Raw genomic sequence first — 17,682 nt, forward strand, 5'->3', positions numbered from 1 at the left:
ATGACAGCGCTATCATTTGGCGGTACAAGGTGAATAAAAGTTTCTAACCAAACCTTTATATCTATAAAAAAGGAAGGGGAAATCGATGCTTAAGCGCAACAAACTCGCTCTCTCGATCAGCGCAGCTGTACTGAGTGGTGGCCTGATGGCTCCGCTGGCAGTTGCTCAAGATGACGCTCTGGAAGAGATTACCGTTACTGGTATTCGCGGATCTCTGATAGATGCCACGGCAGTAAAACGCAACTCCAATAGCATTGTCGATGCTATTTCTGCAGAAGATGCCGGTAAATTTCCGGATAAGAATATCGCTGAATCCCTCTCGCGCATGACCGGTATCACCGTCAGCCGGGATTTCGGCGAAGGTGAAAAGGTCTCTATCCGCGGTGCCGGTCCGGACTACAACCGCACCACGCTGAATGGCCAGAGCGTAGCGACTTCCGACTGGTTTATCCTAGATAACCCGGCGCGTAGCTTTAACTTTTCTCTGTTGCCCTCCACGCTGATTAAAACTCTTTCTGTGGCGAAAAGCCCAGAGGCTTCTCAGGACGAAGGTTCGCTCGGCGGTACCGTCAATATTGTCACCTATCGTCCGTTTGACCTGGATGCCAACAGTGTCTCCTTGGCTGTGGAAAGCACCTATTCCGAAGCCTCTGGAGAAAATGAGCCGAGTGCGTCCGGTCAGTATTCCTGGAAAAATGACAGCGAAACCTTCGGCGTGTTGGTATCTGCAACTCACCAGGAACGCACCGTCAAGCGCTCCGGATTCGAGGTGCTGGCTTGGACCGACGATAGCACCCCTGGCACCATGGTCCCTGACCTGATGGGTTCGCCGGTGTTCCAGCAGGAGCGTGTGCGCGATACCTTCTACCTGTCCACCCAGCTCCGTCCTACCGACGAGCTGCAGTTCACCCTGGATGTTCTGGACACCACCATGGAGTCCAACAACGGCAACGCCAACTGGATGATCCGGACCAGCGATGTCGCGGGTAACGTGGCCGATATGGTTGCCAATGGCGAGCTGAGCGGCAATACCGTAGTCGCGCACGAGGGTACCGGTACTGCGCTGCTGAACTGGATCAATCGCCAGTCTACCTCTGAGTCCCAGTCCTATACTCTGACCGCGGAATACGCTACCGACGCTTTCAGCCTGACCGGTGTTGTGGGGCAGACCAATGCGGAAGGCGGTACCCTGCGCGAGACTTCCTGGGAATATCTTGCCACCAACGCCGATTACTCTTTCGACCTGCGCGACCCATCTCTGGACATTGATCCAGCTCCGGTTGAAGGCGATCAGTACGCGCCGGGCTGGATCTGGGGTGGCGAAAAGCCGACCACTGATGAGGAAACCTATTTCCAGGTTGACCTGGAGCTGCCTATCGAAGCGGCTGCTTTCCACACCTTCAAGACCGGCGTCAAGTACCGCCAGGCCGAGCGCACACAAGGTCGCGTTGCTTACAGCTGGCACGGCCCGGGCACCATGGCCGGAAATGAAGATCTCGCCGACAATTACCTGGCCTATATCTTTGCGCAGTGTCCCAATCTGGAGAGCTGTGGCCTGAATTCCGGCGGTACTGACGAGGTGAACACTCCCGTAACTGGCAATTCCACCACTGTAATTGCGCAGATGCAGGACGTGATGGAGCAGATCGCCTTTAACGGTCTCAACGGTGTGAATGCGGATTACGCTAAGCACCATAACCTGGCGGAGATCTGGGCGGTTGAGGAAGATATCGTGGCGCTGTATGCGCAGGCGGATTTCGAAAATGGCGGCTTCCGCGGTAACGTGGGTGTGCGCTATGTGACTACCGATCAGGCCTCTTCCGGCTATAGCTTTAGTAGTGAAACCTGGGGTCTCGCGACCTTCGATCGCGAATGGCTGACACCGGCCCACCTTGAGTGGGTAACCCAGAATAATGACTACAGCGAGTTTTTGCCTAGTGTTAACCTGGCCTACGACCTGAACGACGATATGGTGCTACGTGCATCTGCCGCCCGCGTTATGGCGCGTCAGAACTGGAACCAGATCTCTCCCTACGAGACTTTTGGTTCTCTGGATGTTGCCGACCCGCAAGGTCAGGCCGGTAACCCGATGCTGAAGCCGTTTATTGCCAACCAAGTGGACTTTGCCTACGAATGGTACTATGGCGACGTATCTAATTTCGCTGCTACTTTATTCTTCAAGGACAACCAGACCACCCTGGAGCGTGAAACTTATACTTCACCGCGTTTGAATGAAGCGACTGGCACTATGGTCGATGTCGACTTCGACCGCCCGGTAAATGGTGTCGGCAGCTCGGTGAACGGTATCGAACTGGCAGTGTTGCACGACCTGGGTAACGGTTTCGGTGCCCAGGCCAACTACACCTACACCGACACCGGTGATCGCGAAGTGATTGGTATCTCTGAGCATAGCGCCAACCTGATGGGCTACTTTGAGAACGAGACTTTCGGTGCGCGCCTGATGTATAACTATCGTTCCGACTGGAGCAATGGCTTCCACTGGAACAACTATCCGCTGTCTACTTCAGCGTTTGGCCAGTGGGATGCGAGCCTGTCTTACAACATCACTGATAATGCCCAGCTGACTCTGGAGGCCGTTAACCTGGCCGACGAAGAAATTGAGCAGTTCAGTGAAACCAATGATCGCATGACGTCTCTGTATCAGAACGGACGCCGTTTCGTGATCGGTGCACGCTACAGCTTCTAAGGAGTCTCTGTTAGAGCTGTAACGAGTAGTATGAAAGCCGGGCTTATGCCCGGCTTTTTTGTTTTTCTGCAGCAGCGAGCCAGAGTTTATTGGGGGAGATATGCCGGAGATCGAGGTGATCCAAGCCTGTGATCGCGTGACGTTTGAAAATGAAATTGTTCCACGGAATGAACCGGTGGTATTTCGGGGAGTTTGTGCACATTGGCCGATCGTGCAGTGTGCGGCCGAGTCTGTGGATGCGCTAGCGGGGTATCTGAAACAAAAAGCGGCCCCGGGAAAAATCTGGATGCTCGAAGCTCCTGCAGCGTCGGGGGGGCGTTTCTTTTATTCCGATGATTTTCGAGGCTTCAATTTTTCGCGCAAGGTGGCGACGTTTGACGATTTTGTTGATCGCTTGCTGGCGGCACGCGGACAATCGGAATCGCCGATTCTCTCGATTCAAAGTGCTTTTCTTGATGAGTACTTTGATCGAATCGATCACGAGCATCGGATAAGTTTATGTGGGGACAATGTAAGGCCGAGGATCTGGATTGGAAACCGGACCGTGGTTGCTACACACAATGATGATTCCGAAAACATTGCCTGTGTTGCTGCAGGTCTGCGCCGGTTCACATTGTTTCCTCCTGAGCAGCTTCCTAACCTGTATATAGGGCCGCTAAACAAGACCCCGGCGGGAACACCGGTGAGTATGGCTTCACTCACGTCACCTGATCTAGAGCGTTTCCCTAAGCTACGTGAGGCTCTGGCTCACAGCTATGTGGCTGAGCTAGAGCCTGGTGATGCGATTTACATACCTACCTTGTGGTGGCACCACGTCGAGGCACTCAGTGAATTCAATATATTGATCAACTTCTGGAGTGGCGGCGCCATTGCAGGAGAAAAAGGAGTAACACCTCAGGATGCGTTGTTGTTAGCGTGTCTGACCATAAAGTCTCTGCCGGTGAAGGAGCGGGATGCATGGAAATCATTTTTTGACCACTATATTTTTGGAGTTAATGGTGATCCGTCTGCGCATATACCTGACCCTCTGAAGGGGGTGCTAGGTGAAATTGGCAGTGATGAGGCGCAGGCGCTGAAAAAGTGGCTGGTTAAACAGTTGTCTATATAAACCTGTATTCTGCAGGCATTCTCTCAGCGAGTATTTGTTTTCACTACTGGTCTGGGGGCGAGCGCAGTCATAGGCGCTGTCCGGTTACATCGCGGCTCACAGCAAGCGTGCTTGCAGGATTAGGCTGTCTATTAGGTTACAAAGAGACTGGCAACCTTCTGAATAGTGGTGTAACTTTTTGCTTCCCTTTTCAAGTATAAAAAATATACTAAGCGGGTTTTTTAGAATAACTTCCAATTTGAATAAGGTGTTGTATGGCCACTGTAGAAGCCCCAAAAATCGTACCTCTGCGCAGCGACGTTCACGGCAAGCTGAAAGTCCGTGAGTTGGGGACCTTTGAGCACGTCAAAAACGCACATATGGTGCCGGTTACTGCTCACGAATTCGCCCGCCTGGGTGCGGAGTATCCGATTGTTTTCGTCAAGAACTCCGATTCCGGTCAGTTCCAATCTGTTGCGCTGTTGAGCCTGAAAGTAGGCGAGAACCTGTTTGTTGACGGCGAAAACTGGAAAGGTGTTTTCGTTCCTGGTGCTGTGCGCAACCATCCTTTCGTTCTGGCCCCTGCCGGTGACGACAAAGAAAAGCTGATGGTTGGACTGGTTGAGAACAGCCCGGTGGTTGGCGAAGAAGAGGGCAATGCCCTGTTCAACGAATCCGGTGAAGAGTCCGAGTACCTGAAAGCCAAGAAAGAGTCTCTGGTGGGCTATCTGGAAAGTGACCAGATGACCAAAGCGTTCATCACCATCCTGGCCGAGAAAGACCTGCTGACCACCCAGAACGTTGCTGTTAACGCTGGTGGTGAGAAGATCAACCTGACCGGTATTTACATGGTTGACGAGAAGAAACTGGGCGAGCTGAGCGAAGAAGACTTCGCCGACTTCCGTAAGCGTGGCTTCCTGCCGCCGCTGTACGCGCAGCTGAGCTCCATGCATCAGTTCTCCCGTTTGGCCAAGATGCAAGCCGGCGCCTGATTAGCTTATAAGTCAGGCTGCGAGCCGGGTAGGGCGTCTTTCGTCGCCTCCCGGCTTCCGGGGCCTCACCACTGAGGCCCCAATTTTCCTTCCTGTATATGTCTCTCAAGCACTATTCCCCCTGGTTCGCCTTCCTCGGGCTGTTTTACGCTCTTTGGGGGCTTGTGGTACTTTCCCAGAATTATCTGCCCTTAGTCGCCGAACACTGGCCCATGGCCCTCTCCATGGCCATCGGCAGTTACGCCGCCGGTTCTACCCCGATGGGTGGCGGTACCGTGGGCTTTCCCGTGCTGGTATTACTCTTCGATATGCCCGCAAGCCTTGGCCGGGACTTCAGCTTCGCGGTGCAGTCCATCGGTATGGTCAGCGCCAGTATCTTTATCCTCTGTCGCCGACAGGCACTCGCCTGGAGTATGTTGCGGGGTGCCATGATCGGTGCACTGATCGGTACACCACTGGGCATTCTGTTTTTATCCCCACTGATCCCGGAGCTGTGGATAAAGCTGGTGTTTGCGGTGATCTGGGGCAGCTTTGGTCTGCTGCACCTGTACCGGCTGCGGGAGATCACCTCTCATTCCGGACATGGCGCTAATACTTCGGCGCGGGATTTCCGTCTGGGCCTGGTGGCCGGTTTTTGCGCCGGTGGTATGGCGGCGGCGATTACCGGGGTGGGGATCGATATGGTGATCTACGCACTGCTGGTATTGCTGTGCAGAGTGGACCTCAAGGTGGCGATTCCCACCTCGGTGATCATCATGGCATTTACCTCGCTGGTGGGTGTGGCGGTGAAAACGGTCACCGGCACCTGGCAGCCGGGCGTGCTGGGCAACTGGCTGGCCGCCGCGCCGGTAGTGGCGCTGGGTGCGCCATTGGGGGTCTTTGTGGTGGGATTAATCGGCCGCAAGCCGACACTGCTGGTGGTGGCTGTTCTGTGTATTGGTCAGTATCTGTGGACCGGCTTTACCGAGCGCGAGACCCTGGGTGTATGGGGTATGGCGATATTTGCCGGTGCGGTGCTGGTTTGCCTGCTGGGCTTTGAGTGGCTGCGCCGGCTGGGCAATGAGGATGCTGGGAGTTATCGAGTGGAGTCTGGCCCACCTCTTTCTACAGTGGCGATCGGGGAGTCAGTCGTATGACTAACTGAGCTTGCTCTTCATTATCGTGACGCAATAAAAAAGGCGACTTCTTGCGAAGTCGCCTTTTTTATATATGGCTGGGGTGGAAGGATGAGCTTCGCCTTCGGCTCGCTGATCCTGCACGCTCAGCGCACATAACTCAATCTGAGAAGTATCAGAGTGAGAGTGGAAAATGGCTGGGGTGGAAGGATTCGAACCTTCGCATGACGGGATCAAAACCCGCTGCCTTACCGCTTGGCTACACCCCAGTAAAGGTGCTGTGAGTCTGGTTTCTCACAGAGGGAAAATGGTAGCAAGGGGGAGACTTGAACTCCCGACCTCAGCATTATGAGTGCTGCGCTCTAACCAGCTGAGCTACCTTGCCACTGAAAGTCTCGGCTAACCGAGGGCGCGCATTATCGGGCGACCTCGTAGGGCTGTCAATACTTTTTTAGTAAATTAATCAGTAAGTTACGTGAGCGGGCGGGCGACGTTCATTTTGTTGTCAATATGTCTACGGGATCAGCGGCCGCGCCCAATGGCTGCCAGCAGGGAGCCCATGACGACGGTAAACGCGCCAACCCAGCTGATCCAGTTCATGGGCTCCACTTCAATATAGCCGGGCCACAGGGCGCTGATCACCGCGCTGAGCGCCAGGGTCATCAGCGGTACCAGGGCGAGGGTGGCGCTGACCCGGGAGGCCTCCCAGGCGGCCATGGCTTTGGCGAAGGCGCCATAGGCGATCAGGGTGTTGGCGGTAAGGAATAGCAGTAGAGCCCAGCCAAGCCAGTCCAGTTGCAATGCACTGGTGGGGTGGGAAATGGGCAGGAAGCACAGGCTGCCCGCCACATAAATCATCATTAGCAGGTTCTGCGGTCGTGACTCGGCGACGATCTTCTTCTGAAAGAGCCCGTATACCGCCCATGTCACAGCGGCGACCACCACCAGGCCCACTCCAATCAGATACTGTTTGTCCTGGCCCTCCAGCAGCTCGCTGATACGCAGGTTGAAGAACAGCGGCAGGCCGATACACACCAGTCCCACACCCATCCACTGGCGCGCTGAGAAGCGCTCTCCGAGCCAGAATACGCTGAAGATCAACAGCAGCAGCGGTGCCAGCTGGATCAGTACCTGCAGGGCGCCGGGGGTGATGTAGTTGAGGCCGGTGGCGTAGGCGATGTAATTGCCGAGCAGGCCACCTACGGCAAGCAGGGTATAGGGCAGCAGGCGACCACTGAGCAGCTTTTTCAGCTCCAGTTCCCGCCGCCAGCCGTACCAGGCACCGGCAAGCAGCGCCGCACCAAAAAAGCGAAACCAGGTGACGGTGGTGGAATCCATATCCTCGATCAGACCTTTCATGGCGATGGGCAAGAGCGCCCACAGAAAGGCGGTAGTCAGGGCGAGGGGAAGGCCGACTCTCCAGTTGGATTGGTACATGGCAACCTTTGGTAACGGTGGTGCGGTGAGAGGATCGCGGGTAGCGGATCGGGATCGAAGGGAGCGCTTTTGGCGCTCCCCCTGAAAGTCTGCGAGTAGTCAGGCTAGATTAGCCGGGAAGGGAAGGCAGGCGTTAGACGTTGAAACGGAAGTGCACTACGTCCCCGTCGGCAACCACGTACTCCTTGCCTTCCAGGCGCCACTTGCCGGCCTCTTTGGCACCGGCTTCGCCCTTGTTGCTGACGAAGTCGTCGTAGCTCACTACTTCTGCGCGGATAAAGCCCTTCTCGAAATCTGTATGGATCTTGCCCGCTGCCTGCGGCGCGGTGGCACCCAGGGGGATGGTCCAGGCGCGCACTTCTTTTACACCAGCGGTGAAGTAGGTGTGCAGGCCCAGCAGTTCGTAACCGGCGCGAATAACGCGGTTCAGGCCCGGCTCGTCCATGCCCAGCTCTTCCAGGAATTCCTGTTTTTCATCGTCGTCGAGTTCGGCGATTTCGGACTCCAGCTTGTTGCAGATGGGGACCAGTACCGCGTTTTCTTCCGCGGCGATGGCGGCCACAGCATCCAGGTGTGGATTGTTCTCGAAGCCATCCTCATCCACGTTAGCGATGTACATGGTGGGTTTGACGGTGAGCAGGCTCAGTTCGCGCAGGCCTTCCAGCTCGTCGTCGGAGAGACCGAAAGAGCGCAGGGGTTTGGCTTCATCCAGGTGCGGCTGAACTTTTTCCAGCAGCGCTTTCATTTTGATTGCGTGCTTGTCCTGGCCCTTGGCGGCGCGGGTGTAGCGCAGCAGTGCCTTTTCCACGGTGTCCAGGTCGGCCAGTGCCAGCTCGGTGTTGATCACCTCGATGTCTGCCACCGGGTCCACCTGGTTGGCCACGTGGATCACGTTGTCGTTTTCAAAGCAGCGCACCACGTGGGCGATGGCGTCGGTCTCGCGGATATTGGCGAGGAACTTGTTGCCGAGGCCCTCACCCTTGGAGGCGCCGGCGACCAGGCCCGCGATATCGGTGAATTCCATGGTGGTGGGAATCAGCTTCTGCGGCTTGACGATTTCTGCCAGCTTGTCGAGGCGCGTATCTGGTACCGGTACGATGCCCGCGTTAGGCTCAATGGTGCAGAAGGGGAAGTTTTCTGCATCGATGCCCGCTTTGGTCAGGGCATTGAACAGGGTGGATTTGCCCACGTTGGGCAGGCCGACGATGCCGCAAGTAAAACCCATGGTCTGAATCCTAATAATGTGTTCGTGTTGTGATCGGGGCGCGGATAGTGCTCCCGAAAAAAGGCTGCTATTTGGCGTTGGTGTGCAGTGTTTTCATCGCGCCGTTCCAGTCACCAGCGGCGGCGGTGGGTATAACGTCCACGGCGCGGTCGATGGCTTCCGCCAGCTGGTCCTGTTCGGTGCGGGGCGCGCGCTGCAGTACGTAGTTGGCCACGTCGCGGGCATTACCCGGGTGGTCGATACCGAGGCGCAGGCGCATGAATTCACGATTGTTCCCGAGGGCGCTGATGATATCGCGCAGGCCGTTATGGCCCCCGTGTCCGCCACCTTTTTTCAGGCGCGCGGTGCCGCAGGGTAGGTCCAGCTCATCGTGAGCGACCAGAATGGCTTCGGCGGGAATCTTGAAGAAGTTCGCCAGCGGGCCCACTGCCTGGCCGCTGCGATTCATATAGGTGGTGGGAATCAGCAGGCGGATATCCTGCCCGCCGATTCGTACCCGGCCGGAGTGGCCGTGGTACTTGCTGTCTGGCGCAAGCTGGGTGCCGTGGATACGGGCCAGCTCGGAGACAAAGTCGGCTCCGGCATTATGTCGCGTCCGGTCGTATTCTGGGCCTGGATTTCCCAGGCCCACAATCAACTGGATGGGCGTGTCCGGAGCCTTGCTCAAGGTACTGTTACCTTACCTGGAGAAAAGCCGGCTTATGCTTCGCCGGACTCTTCGCCTTCTGCATCTTCAGCGTCGGCTTCAACAGCGCCGCGCGGCTTGTGTACAGAGGCAACAACCAGGTCGTGGTCTTCACCGTGCGCCAGATCTACAGACTCAACACCTTCCGGCAGTTTGATGTCGGAGATGTGAACGGTGCCGTCCAGTTCCAGGTCAGCCAGGTCAACTTCGATGAACTCAGGCAGCTTGGAAGCCGGGGCATTGATGTCCAGCTCGTTCAGGGTGTGAGAAACGATACCGCCAGCCTTAACGCCTTTACAGGTGTCTTCGTTCAGGAAGTGCAGCGGCACTTTTACGTGAACTTTGGTGTTGGCGGAAACGCGCTGGAAGTCAGCGTGCAGCAGGATGGCTTTGGCCGGGTGACGCTGCAGATCGCGCAGGATCACGGTCTCGTCTTTACCGTCGACGCTCAGGGTCACAACGGAAGAGAAGAAGGATTCGCTTTCCAGTGCTTTGAACAGATCTTTCTGCAGCAGAGCGATGGATTGCGGTTCCGCTTCGCCACCGTAAATGATGGCCGGAACTTTTGCTTCCTCACGACGCAGGCGGCGGCTCGCACCTTTCCCTTCGTCGCTACGGACGTTGGCGTTCAATTTAAAATCAGACATTGGGAAAACCTCAGGTTGTCTGTCCAGAAGGACCTGCGACCGGTACCCTCTGGCGTTGCTATAAGCTGGGCAGAATCTATTGAAACGCCCAATAGTAAACGCCCGGCAGTACCGGGCGGGCGCGTATTCTAAGGGGAAGCGCTGGGGAATGCCAGCGCTTAAAGGCGGGATCTTGAGGGGGGAGCTCTTAAGAGCGGAACCCTTAAGACCTGAACATTGCCGACAGGGATTCTTCGTTGCTGATGCGGCGCATGGATTCGGCCAGCATTGCAGAGAGGGTCAGCTGACGAATTTTCGGCGCTTTCTCCATCTTGTCGCCCAGGGGGATGGAGTCGGTGACTACCAGTTCATCCATTACCGAGTTGTTCAGGTTGTCGATGGCTTTGCCGGACAGTACCGGGTGGGTACAGTAGGCCACAACCTTTTTGGCGCCGTGTTCTTTCAGGGCGCTGGCGGCGTTGCACAGGGTGCCGGCGGTGTCGACCATGTCGTCCACCAGCAGGCAGGTACGGCCACTGACTTCACCGATGATGTTCATCACTTCCGCCACGTTGGCGGCCGGGCGACGTTTGTCGATGATCGCCAGGTCGCAGTCCAGGCTCTTGGCCACAGCGCGGGCGCGCACAACACCGCCGATGTCCGGGGAAACTACCACCAGATCTTCGTAACCCTGGCGCTCGATGTCGTCCAGCAGTACGGAGGAGCCGTAGACGTTATCCACAGGTACGTCGAAAAAGCCCTGGATCTGCTCGGCGTGGAGGTCGACGGTCAGAACGCGGTCGATGCCCACGCTCACCATCATGTCGGCCACAACCTTGGCGGAAATCGGTACACGCTGGGAACGTACGCGGCGATCCTGGCGGGCGTAGCCGAAGTAGGGCACAACCGCGGTGATACGGCCGGCGGAGGCACGGCGCAGGGCGTCTACCAGCAGGATCAGTTCCATGATGTTGCGGTTGGTGGGCTGGCAGGTGGACTGCACCACGAATACGTCGCGGCCGCGCACGTTATCGGTGATTTCCACGGCGATCTCACCGTCGGAAAAGCGCTTAACCACCGCCTCTCCCAGCGGTATCGCCATATGCTCAACAATCTTTTGTGCCAGTTCCGGGTTTGCGTTGCCGGTGAAGACCATTAAGTCAGCCACTGCGAGTACCTTTTTCGTTGGGAGTAGAAGATAGTAGTGAAATTCAGGTGAGTTTCGGAGCGAGAACTGCTTGCAGGGTAGTGTGATGCCGTTTCATTGGGCGACCATTGGTGCAAGTATCTGGTTAAGGCGTGTTCCGGCAGGGCCGGAGGCTCCGTCTGTATCCGCGAGGTTGGGATACCTATAAAAAAGGAAATGTGGCTGGGGTGGAAGGATTCGAACCTTCGCATGACGGGATCAAAACCCGCTGCCTTACCGCTTGGCTACACCCCAGCAATGTTGCAGATAGTCAATTTAGACCGTTGCTGCAAATTTCGCGAGTTGCCGGTGAGCGGGTGATTCATCCACTCCTTTGGCAACAAAACCTTGCCACCCTTCAGGCCGTGCATTTAACACCGCCTGCGCCGTGCTTTCTGATTCGAATCCGGCGAATACACAAGCGCCGGTTCCCGTCAGATATGCCTTGGCATGTTGCGCAAGCCACTCTCTGGCCTGCTGCACCTCGGGGTAGAGGTCTTCTACTAATGGCTGAAAATCGTTACCGGCATATTCATCGAGCCAGTGTGTGTTCAGCCGCCTGTCGCGAAGGGCCGCTAATGTAATTGCGGCAGAATCTCTTGTCAAACGCGGATCGGAAAAAAGCGCCGCTGTACTGACGTGGCAGGCGGGGGTGAGCACCAGGTACCAGCGCGGCTCTATGGAAACAGTGGTCAATCGTTCGCCGACGCCCTCGGCGAAGGCGGAGCGACCACGCACGAAAACGGGAATATCCGCGCCCAATTGTCTGCCCAACTCCGCGAGCGTATCCAGATCGAGGTTGCACTGCCACAGGTGATTCAGGCCGAGTAACGCGGTTGCTGCGTCACTGCTGCCACCGCCGATACCGCCTCCCGCAGGCAGAGATTTGTCGATGGAAATTCGAGCTCCGAGATCCATGTGACCACTGGCTTGTCTGAGCAGCTCGGCCGCTCGATACACCAGGTTCTGTTCCGCGGGTATGTTGATCGCAGGGCAGTGCAGGTGAATCTGGCCGTCGCTACTGGCGCTAAAACGCAGGGTGTCACCAAAGTCCAGCAACTGAAATACCGTTTGCAGCTCGTGATAGCCGTCGGAGCGACGCCCGAGGATACGCAGCATCAGGTTGAGTTTGGCAGGTGCTGACAGTGTCAGGTGAGAAGTGGGCATGACGAATGAGGGGCGATAGCAAAAACGGCGGTCAGTTTACCAGCCGCCGTTCTTGTTGTGTGTATGGTTTGCGCGCGCAGCGTTTAACGCGGGCTCCACTCTTTGATCACCACCGTTACACTCACCGGGCCAGCGGCGTTATTGGTTTCCGCTTTGATCTTTCCGGGAAGTTTGTAAGGGCCCACAGACTGGTAACCACTGAAACTCAGTGCCCAGCCGGCTTGCTGCAGGCTTTGTAGCAGTCCCTGTGCATTCTTCTGTTGCCCGCTCACCGCGCCGGGTGCAGCCAGGCCGCGCACCCAGTAAAACATCTCCGAAACTGGCAGCGGCCAACCCATGATCTGTTCAGTGAGCTGCGCGGGATCCGAAGCAAACACGGCGGGATCACTGCCGCGCTGCAGGCTGACGCCTCCTGGCGATCCGCTGATTGAGGTTGCACCGGCACCGAGGGGCCCGCTCAGGTGAATGCGGTAATTGGCCCTGTCCGCTTGTTGCCAGACCAGGTTGGCACTGCCATTTTCTTTTGGCGAACGCACGCCCATTTTGCCCTTGGCTTCCCATCGCTGCAGCGCGGACGCAGACGTCTGCTGCTGAGTGGTGGGTTCACTCGGTTGCTGGGGTTGCGGCTTTTGAGCACTACAGGCCGCCAGTGTCAGTAGTAGTGATGCACCGATTAGTTTCAGAGCGCGACACGCGCCCTGGGGCAAGCTCATTGAACGATAAGAGGCAGAGAGAACGTCAGCTTTCCGTAACATGCTGTTCCAGTCTTTGTTGATCCTGCAGCCGCTGCATGGCTTCCGGGATTAGTTTATTTTCCGGGTGTTTCTGCAATCCCTGTTCCCATACCTGCATCGCCTGCTGGCGATCGCCTTGCGCCCAAAGCGCTTCACCCAGGTGCGCAGCGATTTCGGGATCCTGTAACAGGCTCAGGGCTTTTTGCAGGTATTGCACCGCTTCGGAGTGGTTGCCCAGGCGGTGATGCGCCCAACCCATGCTGTCGATAATCGCGGGGTCTTCCGGGCTCAGCTCCAATGCCTTGGTAATCAGCACCATCGCTTCTTCCAGGCGGTGGTCGTAAGAAAGCAGTTTATAACCCAATGTATTCAGGAGATTCGCATTATCCGGGTCGCGAGACAACAACTTGCGCAAACCCTGTTCAAAGTTTTCCACATCGCCTAACTGTTCACTGGTCATCGCGTAGGCGTAGATCAGGCGGTTGCTGTCTTCATTTTTTGAAATGGCACCACTCAACAGGCTTTGCGCTTCCTGAACATACCCGTGCTTGGTCAGCAATTCGGTTTCAAGAAGGTAGAACTGTTCTTCTTGTGTGGGGTGGCGCTGGCGCAATTCGGCAAACCACTGGTTTACCGCATCCGTTTGCCCATGCGCGGCGAGCAGGCTGGTGCCGCGGGTAATCGCCTGCACATAATCGCTGCCCGGCCGAACCATGCGGTAGTGGGTTACGGCTTGCTGCGGGTCGGCGGACTGTTCGGCGATACCGGCCAGATAAAAATGTGCGGCAGATTCGTGTTCTTCCTGGGCCAGCAGCGTTTCCAGCAGAGGTTTTGCGTCATCGTATTGCTTGGTTTCGTAATGGATGAGCGCCAGTGAAAGGATTAGGTTGCTGTCGTTGGGACGCTGCTTCACCAGCTCCGCAAACTGTTGCTCGGCCAGCTCGAGGTCCTGGCGTATCAGCAGACGGGCATACTGCAGGCGCAGGCGACTTTCCTTGGGATACAGTTCCACCAGATTTTCCAGCAGTCGTCTCGCTTCGCGCTCGCGTCCCATGTCAATCAGCGCGTGGGATTCCAGTAGCGGTGCGTCCAGATTGGCGGGATCGCGTTCCTGCACCTGGCGGGTGACCTGAAGTGCTTCTTCCGAGCGGTTGTTGGCGCGCAACACCATGGCAAGGGCCAGGGAAACTTCAGAGTTGCCGGGATACTTTTGCGAAAGCCGCTGGAATTCCGGCAGCACTTTTGCTGCCAGCTCTTCGTTGTCAACGGCAGTGGCTGCAACGGACTGAAGTGGCGCATCGCCACCCAGTTCGAGCGCGCGTTCCGCGTGGTGCAGTGCTTCATCCAGTTTGCCGGCCAGCGTCAGCTCCGCTGTTGCGGCCAGCTGGGCTTCGGCACTTTCCGGTTCGAGTTCGACCCAGAGTACCGCCGAGCGCAGAGCGGCGCGGCGAGCATTCAGGTAGCGGGCTATGCGGGTGGCCCGTGCGGCAACCCCGGCATCTTTGGTGCGCTCGGCCTGAAAGTAATAGTTGGCAAGTGCCAGGTCGTATTGCTCCCTGTTGCCCGCCACTTCCGCGACCAGAAGGGTGTAAAAGGTCTCGATGGGAAATGGCTTGGACTTGTTGTCGGCCACCGCTTCTTCGGCGGTCGGTGATGTTTCTCTGGCAGTGTCTTGTGCCCTGGGCCCTGCAGGATTGCCTTCTTCTGCTGATTTGGCTGGCGCTGGAGCGGGTGCTGCCGAGGCTTCAGCCTCCCAGGCGGACTGCCAGTCCGCCTGGCCTGATTCGCTCGACTGGTGTGGCTGCTGGCTACAGGCGCACAAGATAGCGATGGACGCCGCGGTGGCCGCGAAGCGCAGCGGGCGGTGGCGCTGCGTGGAACCGCCCGTTTCCATGGCTGTACTCAACCGCGAGCGTGAGTGATTCCGGGCATATAAAAAGGGAAAGAAAAGCTGCATAGAAACGTGTCCGTACGTTCGCGTCTCCTGTGAACTCCAGTGGGCCGGGGTGTGCCCCGGGCGCGCTGGAAGCGATGCCAATCCGGCAGAGGAGACGCCTTTTGGCGTATTTTTCCGGGTTATCGCCGTATAATTCTAGTTCTGAATTCGCCCCCCTGTTGTCCCTGGACCAGATTCAGCGGCAAAGTCAGCATCTATTTATACCGGGTAGAGCCAGATTGGACCGGGGGTGTTAACTGAGAGGTGCTATCAGGCAGATAGCCGCAATCCACTTGCACCAGCCGCAGTGGGCCCGGACAATGTGCGGCCTTTTTGTGCCAGGTGCACCGCCGTATCTGGAAGAGATGACGAGAACTTATGCCAATCCTTGCTCTGGGAATCAATCACGATAGCGCACCGGTGGCGGTGCGCGAGCGGGTGGCCTTTGCCCCGGAAGTGATGCCCAGTGCCTTGGCCGAAGCGCGGATTGCCCTCGAATGCCCGGAACTGGCCATACTTTCCACCTGCAATCGCACCGAAATCTACGGTGAGGCGACTCCCGAGTCGGTGCTGGCCTGGATTGCCGAGTATCACGGGGTCTCTCTCGAAGAACTGACCAGCTGCCACTACCAATTCACGGATGAGTCTGCCGTGCGCCATATGATGCGCGTGGCCTGTGGGCTCGATTCACTGGTACTCGGGGAACCGCAGATTCTCGGGCAGATGAAATCCGCCTACGCGGTGGCGCGGGAGTCCGGCAGTGTGGGTTCTACCCTGCACAATGTATTCCAGCAGGTGTTCTCGGTGGCGAAAAAGGTGCGCACCGAGACCGCGATTGGCGAAAACCCGGTATCCGTGGCCTTTGCTGCCGTCTCCCTGGCATCGCGCATTTTTACCGATTTGCGTGAGCAGACCGCGCTGTTGATTGGTGCCGGTGAAACCATTGAGCTGGTGGCGCGCCATCTGCTGGATAAAGGTGTGAAGCAGCTGATCGTCGCGAACCGAACGCTCAATCGGGCCCAGGCACTGGCTGAAGACTTCGGTGCCGAGGCGATTCTTCTTGCAGATATCCCCGATTACCTGCCCCGTGCGGATATCGTCATCAGTTCTACCGCCAGCCAGTTACCGATTCTCGGTAAAGGCGCGGTGGAAACGGCACTCAAGCAGCGTCGTCACCGCCCCATGTTTATGGTGGATATCGCCGTGCCGCGGGATATCGAACCGCAGGTTGGCAAGCTGGATGACATTTATCTCTATACCGTGGATGACCTGCGCGGTGTAATTGACGAGGGCAAGCGGCTGCGCGAACAGGCCGCCGAAGCGGCTGACGAAATCGTCAGTGACGCCGCTTGCGCATTTATGCGCGAGCACCGCAGTCTGCGTGCGGTGGACTCCATTCGCAGTTACCGCCGTCAGGCCCAGGCGATCAGCAAAGACGAACTGGAAAAAGCACTGATTCAATTGCGCACCGGCGGTGAGCCGGAGCAGCTACTGGAACAACTGGCCCGCTCCCTGACCAATAAACTGATACACGCACCGACGGTGGCACTGCGACAGGCCACCGCCGAGGGCGACATGGAAAAATTACGTCTGGCGCGCCAGATCATTGGACTGAACCCGGACGATACCGGTGCAGATTCCACTACTGAAAATAGCGACGCATCGGACAAGCAGCACAAGAAGAAACTCAAGTAATGAAAGCGTCGGTACAAACCAAGCTCGACAATCTGGTCGAGCGCCACGAAGAAGTTTCCGCCCTGTTGGGGGATGCGGAAATCATCAGTGATCAGGATAAATTCCGCGATCTCTCCCGGGAATACTCCGAGCTGGAAGAAGTGGTCAGCTGCTACAGCCGTTACAAAACCCTGCAGGACGATATGGCCGCGGCCCGCGAAATGCTCGAAGAGAGCGATGCGGAAATGCGTGAAATGGCCCAGGAAGAGCTGCGTGAAGCAGAAGCCCAGCTGGAGCCCCTGGAAAAAGAGCTGCAGACTCTGCTGTTACCCCGCGATCCCAACGATCGCAAAAACGTTTACCTGGAAATTCGCGCTGGCACCGGTGGTGATGAAGCGGCGATTTTCTCCGGTGACCTGTTCCGCATGTATTCCCGCTACGCGGAAAAGCAGGGCTGGCGCGTCGAGGTAATCAGTGAAAACCCCGGCGAGCACGGCGGTTATAAAGAAATCATCACCCGCGTCGCCGGCGAAGAGGTTTACGCAAAACTCAAGTTTGAGTCCGGCGCGCACCGCGTGCAGCGTGTGCCGGAAACCGAATCCCAGGGGCGCATTCACACCTCTGCCTGCACCGTGGCGGTGATGCCGGAGCCAGACGAGCGCGACGCCATTGAAATCAACAAGGCGGACCTGCGCACCGATACTTACCGCGCATCCGGTGCCGGTGGCCAGCACGTCAACAAAACCGATTCCGCCGTACGTCTAACCCATATTCCCACCGGCATTGTGGTGGAGTGTCAGGACGAGCGTTCCCAGCACAAGAACCGGGCCAAGGCCATGGCGCTGCTGCAGGCCAAGCTGAACAGCGCCCAGGAATCCGCCGCCGCTCAGGAAATTTCCGACGCGCGTAGAAACCTGGTGGGCAGTGGCGACCGCTCCGAGCGTATCCGCACCTACAACTTCCCCCAGGGGCGGGTTACCGACCACCGTATCGGCCTGACCCTGTACAAGCTCGACGAAGTTATGCAGGGTGCGGTGGACGAAGTCATCGGACCGTTGCGCACCGAGTACCAGGCAGACCAGCTGGCAGCCTTGGGGCAGAACTGATTCCC

General features: G+C 57.2%; 14 protein-coding genes and 3 tRNA genes. 6 read left to right on the forward strand and 11 right to left on the reverse strand.

Going from position 1 to position 17,682, the window contains the following annotated elements; genetic code table 11:
• Positions 1-85 precede the first annotated feature (85 nt).
• The 4 genes from ACXAG1_RS11370 (at position 86) to ACXAG1_RS11385 (ending at position 5,922) form a co-directional block, all read left to right on the forward strand.
• Positions 86-2,707 (forward strand): TonB-dependent receptor, encoded by a 2,622-nt coding sequence (locus ACXAG1_RS11370; RefSeq protein ID WP_475119758.1) that lies wholly within the window; start codon positions 86-88, stop codon positions 2,705-2,707.
• 100 nt (positions 2,708-2,807) lie between these two features.
• Positions 2,808-3,815, forward strand: a complete 1,008-nt coding sequence (locus ACXAG1_RS11375) for a cupin-like domain-containing protein (RefSeq protein ID WP_475092166.1) — start codon at positions 2,808-2,810, stop codon at positions 3,813-3,815.
• 254 nt (positions 3,816-4,069) lie between these two features.
• Complete coding sequence (locus ACXAG1_RS11380; RefSeq protein WP_475092167.1) at positions 4,070-4,786, forward strand: SapC family protein; 717 nt, start codon at positions 4,070-4,072, stop codon at positions 4,784-4,786.
• Between the two features lie 98 nt (positions 4,787-4,884).
• Positions 4,885-5,922, forward strand: coding sequence for a sulfite exporter TauE/SafE family protein (locus tag ACXAG1_RS11385; protein ID WP_475119759.1), 1,038 nt, complete (start codon positions 4,885-4,887; stop codon positions 5,920-5,922).
• A gap of 173 nt (positions 5,923-6,095) precedes the next feature.
• Here the strand turns inward: ACXAG1_RS11385 and ACXAG1_RS11390 are convergent.
• The 11 genes from ACXAG1_RS11390 to ACXAG1_RS11440 form a co-directional block, all read right to left on the reverse strand.
• Positions 6,096-6,170, reverse strand: a tRNA-Gln gene (locus ACXAG1_RS11390).
• 39 nt (positions 6,171-6,209) lie between these two features.
• Positions 6,210-6,286: transfer RNA gene (locus ACXAG1_RS11395), tRNA-Met, on the reverse strand.
• Between the two features lie 137 nt (positions 6,287-6,423).
• On the reverse strand, positions 6,424-7,338 hold the full coding sequence (locus ACXAG1_RS11400; protein WP_475092169.1) for a DMT family transporter: 915 nt from the start codon (positions 7,336-7,338) through the stop codon (positions 6,424-6,426).
• 133 nt (positions 7,339-7,471) lie between these two features.
• The gene (gene ychF, locus ACXAG1_RS11405; RefSeq protein ID WP_475092170.1) at positions 7,472-8,563 is read right to left on the reverse strand and encodes a redox-regulated ATPase YchF; all 1,092 of its coding nucleotides are present in this window, start codon (positions 8,561-8,563) and stop codon (positions 7,472-7,474) included.
• 67 nt (positions 8,564-8,630) lie between these two features.
• On the reverse strand, positions 8,631-9,230 hold the full coding sequence (pth, locus tag ACXAG1_RS11410) for an aminoacyl-tRNA hydrolase (RefSeq protein ID WP_475119760.1): 600 nt from the start codon (positions 9,228-9,230) through the stop codon (positions 8,631-8,633).
• Between the two features lie 32 nt (positions 9,231-9,262).
• Positions 9,263-9,895 (reverse strand): 50S ribosomal protein L25/general stress protein Ctc, encoded by a 633-nt coding sequence (locus ACXAG1_RS11415; RefSeq protein ID WP_475092172.1) that lies wholly within the window; start codon positions 9,893-9,895, stop codon positions 9,263-9,265.
• Between the two features lie 202 nt (positions 9,896-10,097).
• The gene (locus ACXAG1_RS11420) at positions 10,098-11,030 is read right to left on the reverse strand and encodes a ribose-phosphate pyrophosphokinase (RefSeq protein ID WP_475093932.1); all 933 of its coding nucleotides are present in this window, start codon (positions 11,028-11,030) and stop codon (positions 10,098-10,100) included.
• 210 nt (positions 11,031-11,240) lie between these two features.
• Positions 11,241-11,315: transfer RNA gene (locus tag ACXAG1_RS11425), tRNA-Gln, on the reverse strand.
• Positions 11,316-11,336: 21 nt separating this feature from the next.
• Positions 11,337-12,227 (reverse strand): 4-(cytidine 5'-diphospho)-2-C-methyl-D-erythritol kinase, encoded by an 891-nt coding sequence (gene ispE / locus ACXAG1_RS11430; protein ID WP_475092173.1) that lies wholly within the window; start codon positions 12,225-12,227, stop codon positions 11,337-11,339.
• A gap of 83 nt (positions 12,228-12,310) precedes the next feature.
• Positions 12,311-12,982, reverse strand: a complete 672-nt coding sequence (gene lolB, locus ACXAG1_RS11435) for a lipoprotein insertase outer membrane protein LolB (RefSeq protein ID WP_475092174.1) — start codon at positions 12,980-12,982, stop codon at positions 12,311-12,313.
• On the reverse strand, positions 12,966-14,855 hold the full coding sequence (locus tag ACXAG1_RS11440; protein WP_475092175.1) for a tetratricopeptide repeat protein: 1,890 nt from the start codon (positions 14,853-14,855) through the stop codon (positions 12,966-12,968). Before ACXAG1_RS11440 ends, lolB begins: the two co-directional genes overlap by 17 nt.
• A gap of 420 nt (positions 14,856-15,275) precedes the next feature.
• On the opposite strand from ACXAG1_RS11440, the gene hemA reads away from it, so the two are divergent.
• Together hemA and prfA are read left to right on the forward strand one after the other, a co-directional pair.
• Positions 15,276-16,592, forward strand: coding sequence for a glutamyl-tRNA reductase (gene hemA, locus ACXAG1_RS11445; RefSeq protein ID WP_475119761.1), 1,317 nt, complete (start codon positions 15,276-15,278; stop codon positions 16,590-16,592).
• A complete protein-coding gene (prfA, locus tag ACXAG1_RS11450; protein WP_475092177.1) occupies positions 16,592-17,677 on the forward strand; it encodes a peptide chain release factor 1 in 1,086 nt (361 codons plus the stop codon). Before hemA ends, prfA begins: the two co-directional genes overlap by 1 nt.
• Positions 17,678-17,682 lie beyond the last annotated feature (5 nt).

This window comes from Microbulbifer sp. ABE4_465 (assembly GCF_056160765.1).

Excerpts from the sequence above, each read along its gene's own strand:
- ACXAG1_RS11440 (WP_475092175.1), bottom strand. The coding sequence starts at position 14,855 with ATGGAAACGGGCGGTTCCACGCAGCGCCACCGCCCGCTGCGCTTCGCG.
- ACXAG1_RS11400 (WP_475092169.1), bottom strand. The coding sequence starts at position 7,338 with ATGTACCAATCCAACTGGAGAGTCGGCCTTCCCCTCGCCCTGACTACC.
- ispE (WP_475092173.1), bottom strand. The coding sequence starts at position 12,227 with ATGCCCACTTCTCACCTGACACTGTCAGCACCTGCCAAACTCAACCTG.
- hemA (WP_475119761.1), top strand. The coding sequence starts at position 15,276 with ATGCCAATCCTTGCTCTGGGAATCAATCACGATAGCGCACCGGTGGCG.
- ACXAG1_RS11380 (WP_475092167.1), top strand. The coding sequence starts at position 4,070 with ATGGCCACTGTAGAAGCCCCAAAAATCGTACCTCTGCGCAGCGACGTT.
- ACXAG1_RS11415 (WP_475092172.1), bottom strand. The coding sequence starts at position 9,895 with ATGTCTGATTTTAAATTGAACGCCAACGTCCGTAGCGACGAAGGGAAA.
- ACXAG1_RS11375 (WP_475092166.1), top strand. The coding sequence starts at position 2,808 with ATGCCGGAGATCGAGGTGATCCAAGCCTGTGATCGCGTGACGTTTGAA.
- prfA (WP_475092177.1), top strand. The coding sequence starts at position 16,592 with ATGAAAGCGTCGGTACAAACCAAGCTCGACAATCTGGTCGAGCGCCAC.
- ACXAG1_RS11420 (WP_475093932.1), bottom strand. The coding sequence starts at position 11,030 with ATGGTCTTCACCGGCAACGCAAACCCGGAACTGGCACAAAAGATTGTT.
- lolB (WP_475092174.1), bottom strand. The coding sequence starts at position 12,982 with ATGTTACGGAAAGCTGACGTTCTCTCTGCCTCTTATCGTTCAATGAGC.
- ACXAG1_RS11385 (WP_475119759.1), top strand. The coding sequence starts at position 4,885 with ATGTCTCTCAAGCACTATTCCCCCTGGTTCGCCTTCCTCGGGCTGTTT.
- ychF (WP_475092170.1), bottom strand. The coding sequence starts at position 8,563 with ATGGGTTTTACTTGCGGCATCGTCGGCCTGCCCAACGTGGGCAAATCC.
- ACXAG1_RS11370 (WP_475119758.1), top strand. The coding sequence starts at position 86 with ATGCTTAAGCGCAACAAACTCGCTCTCTCGATCAGCGCAGCTGTACTG.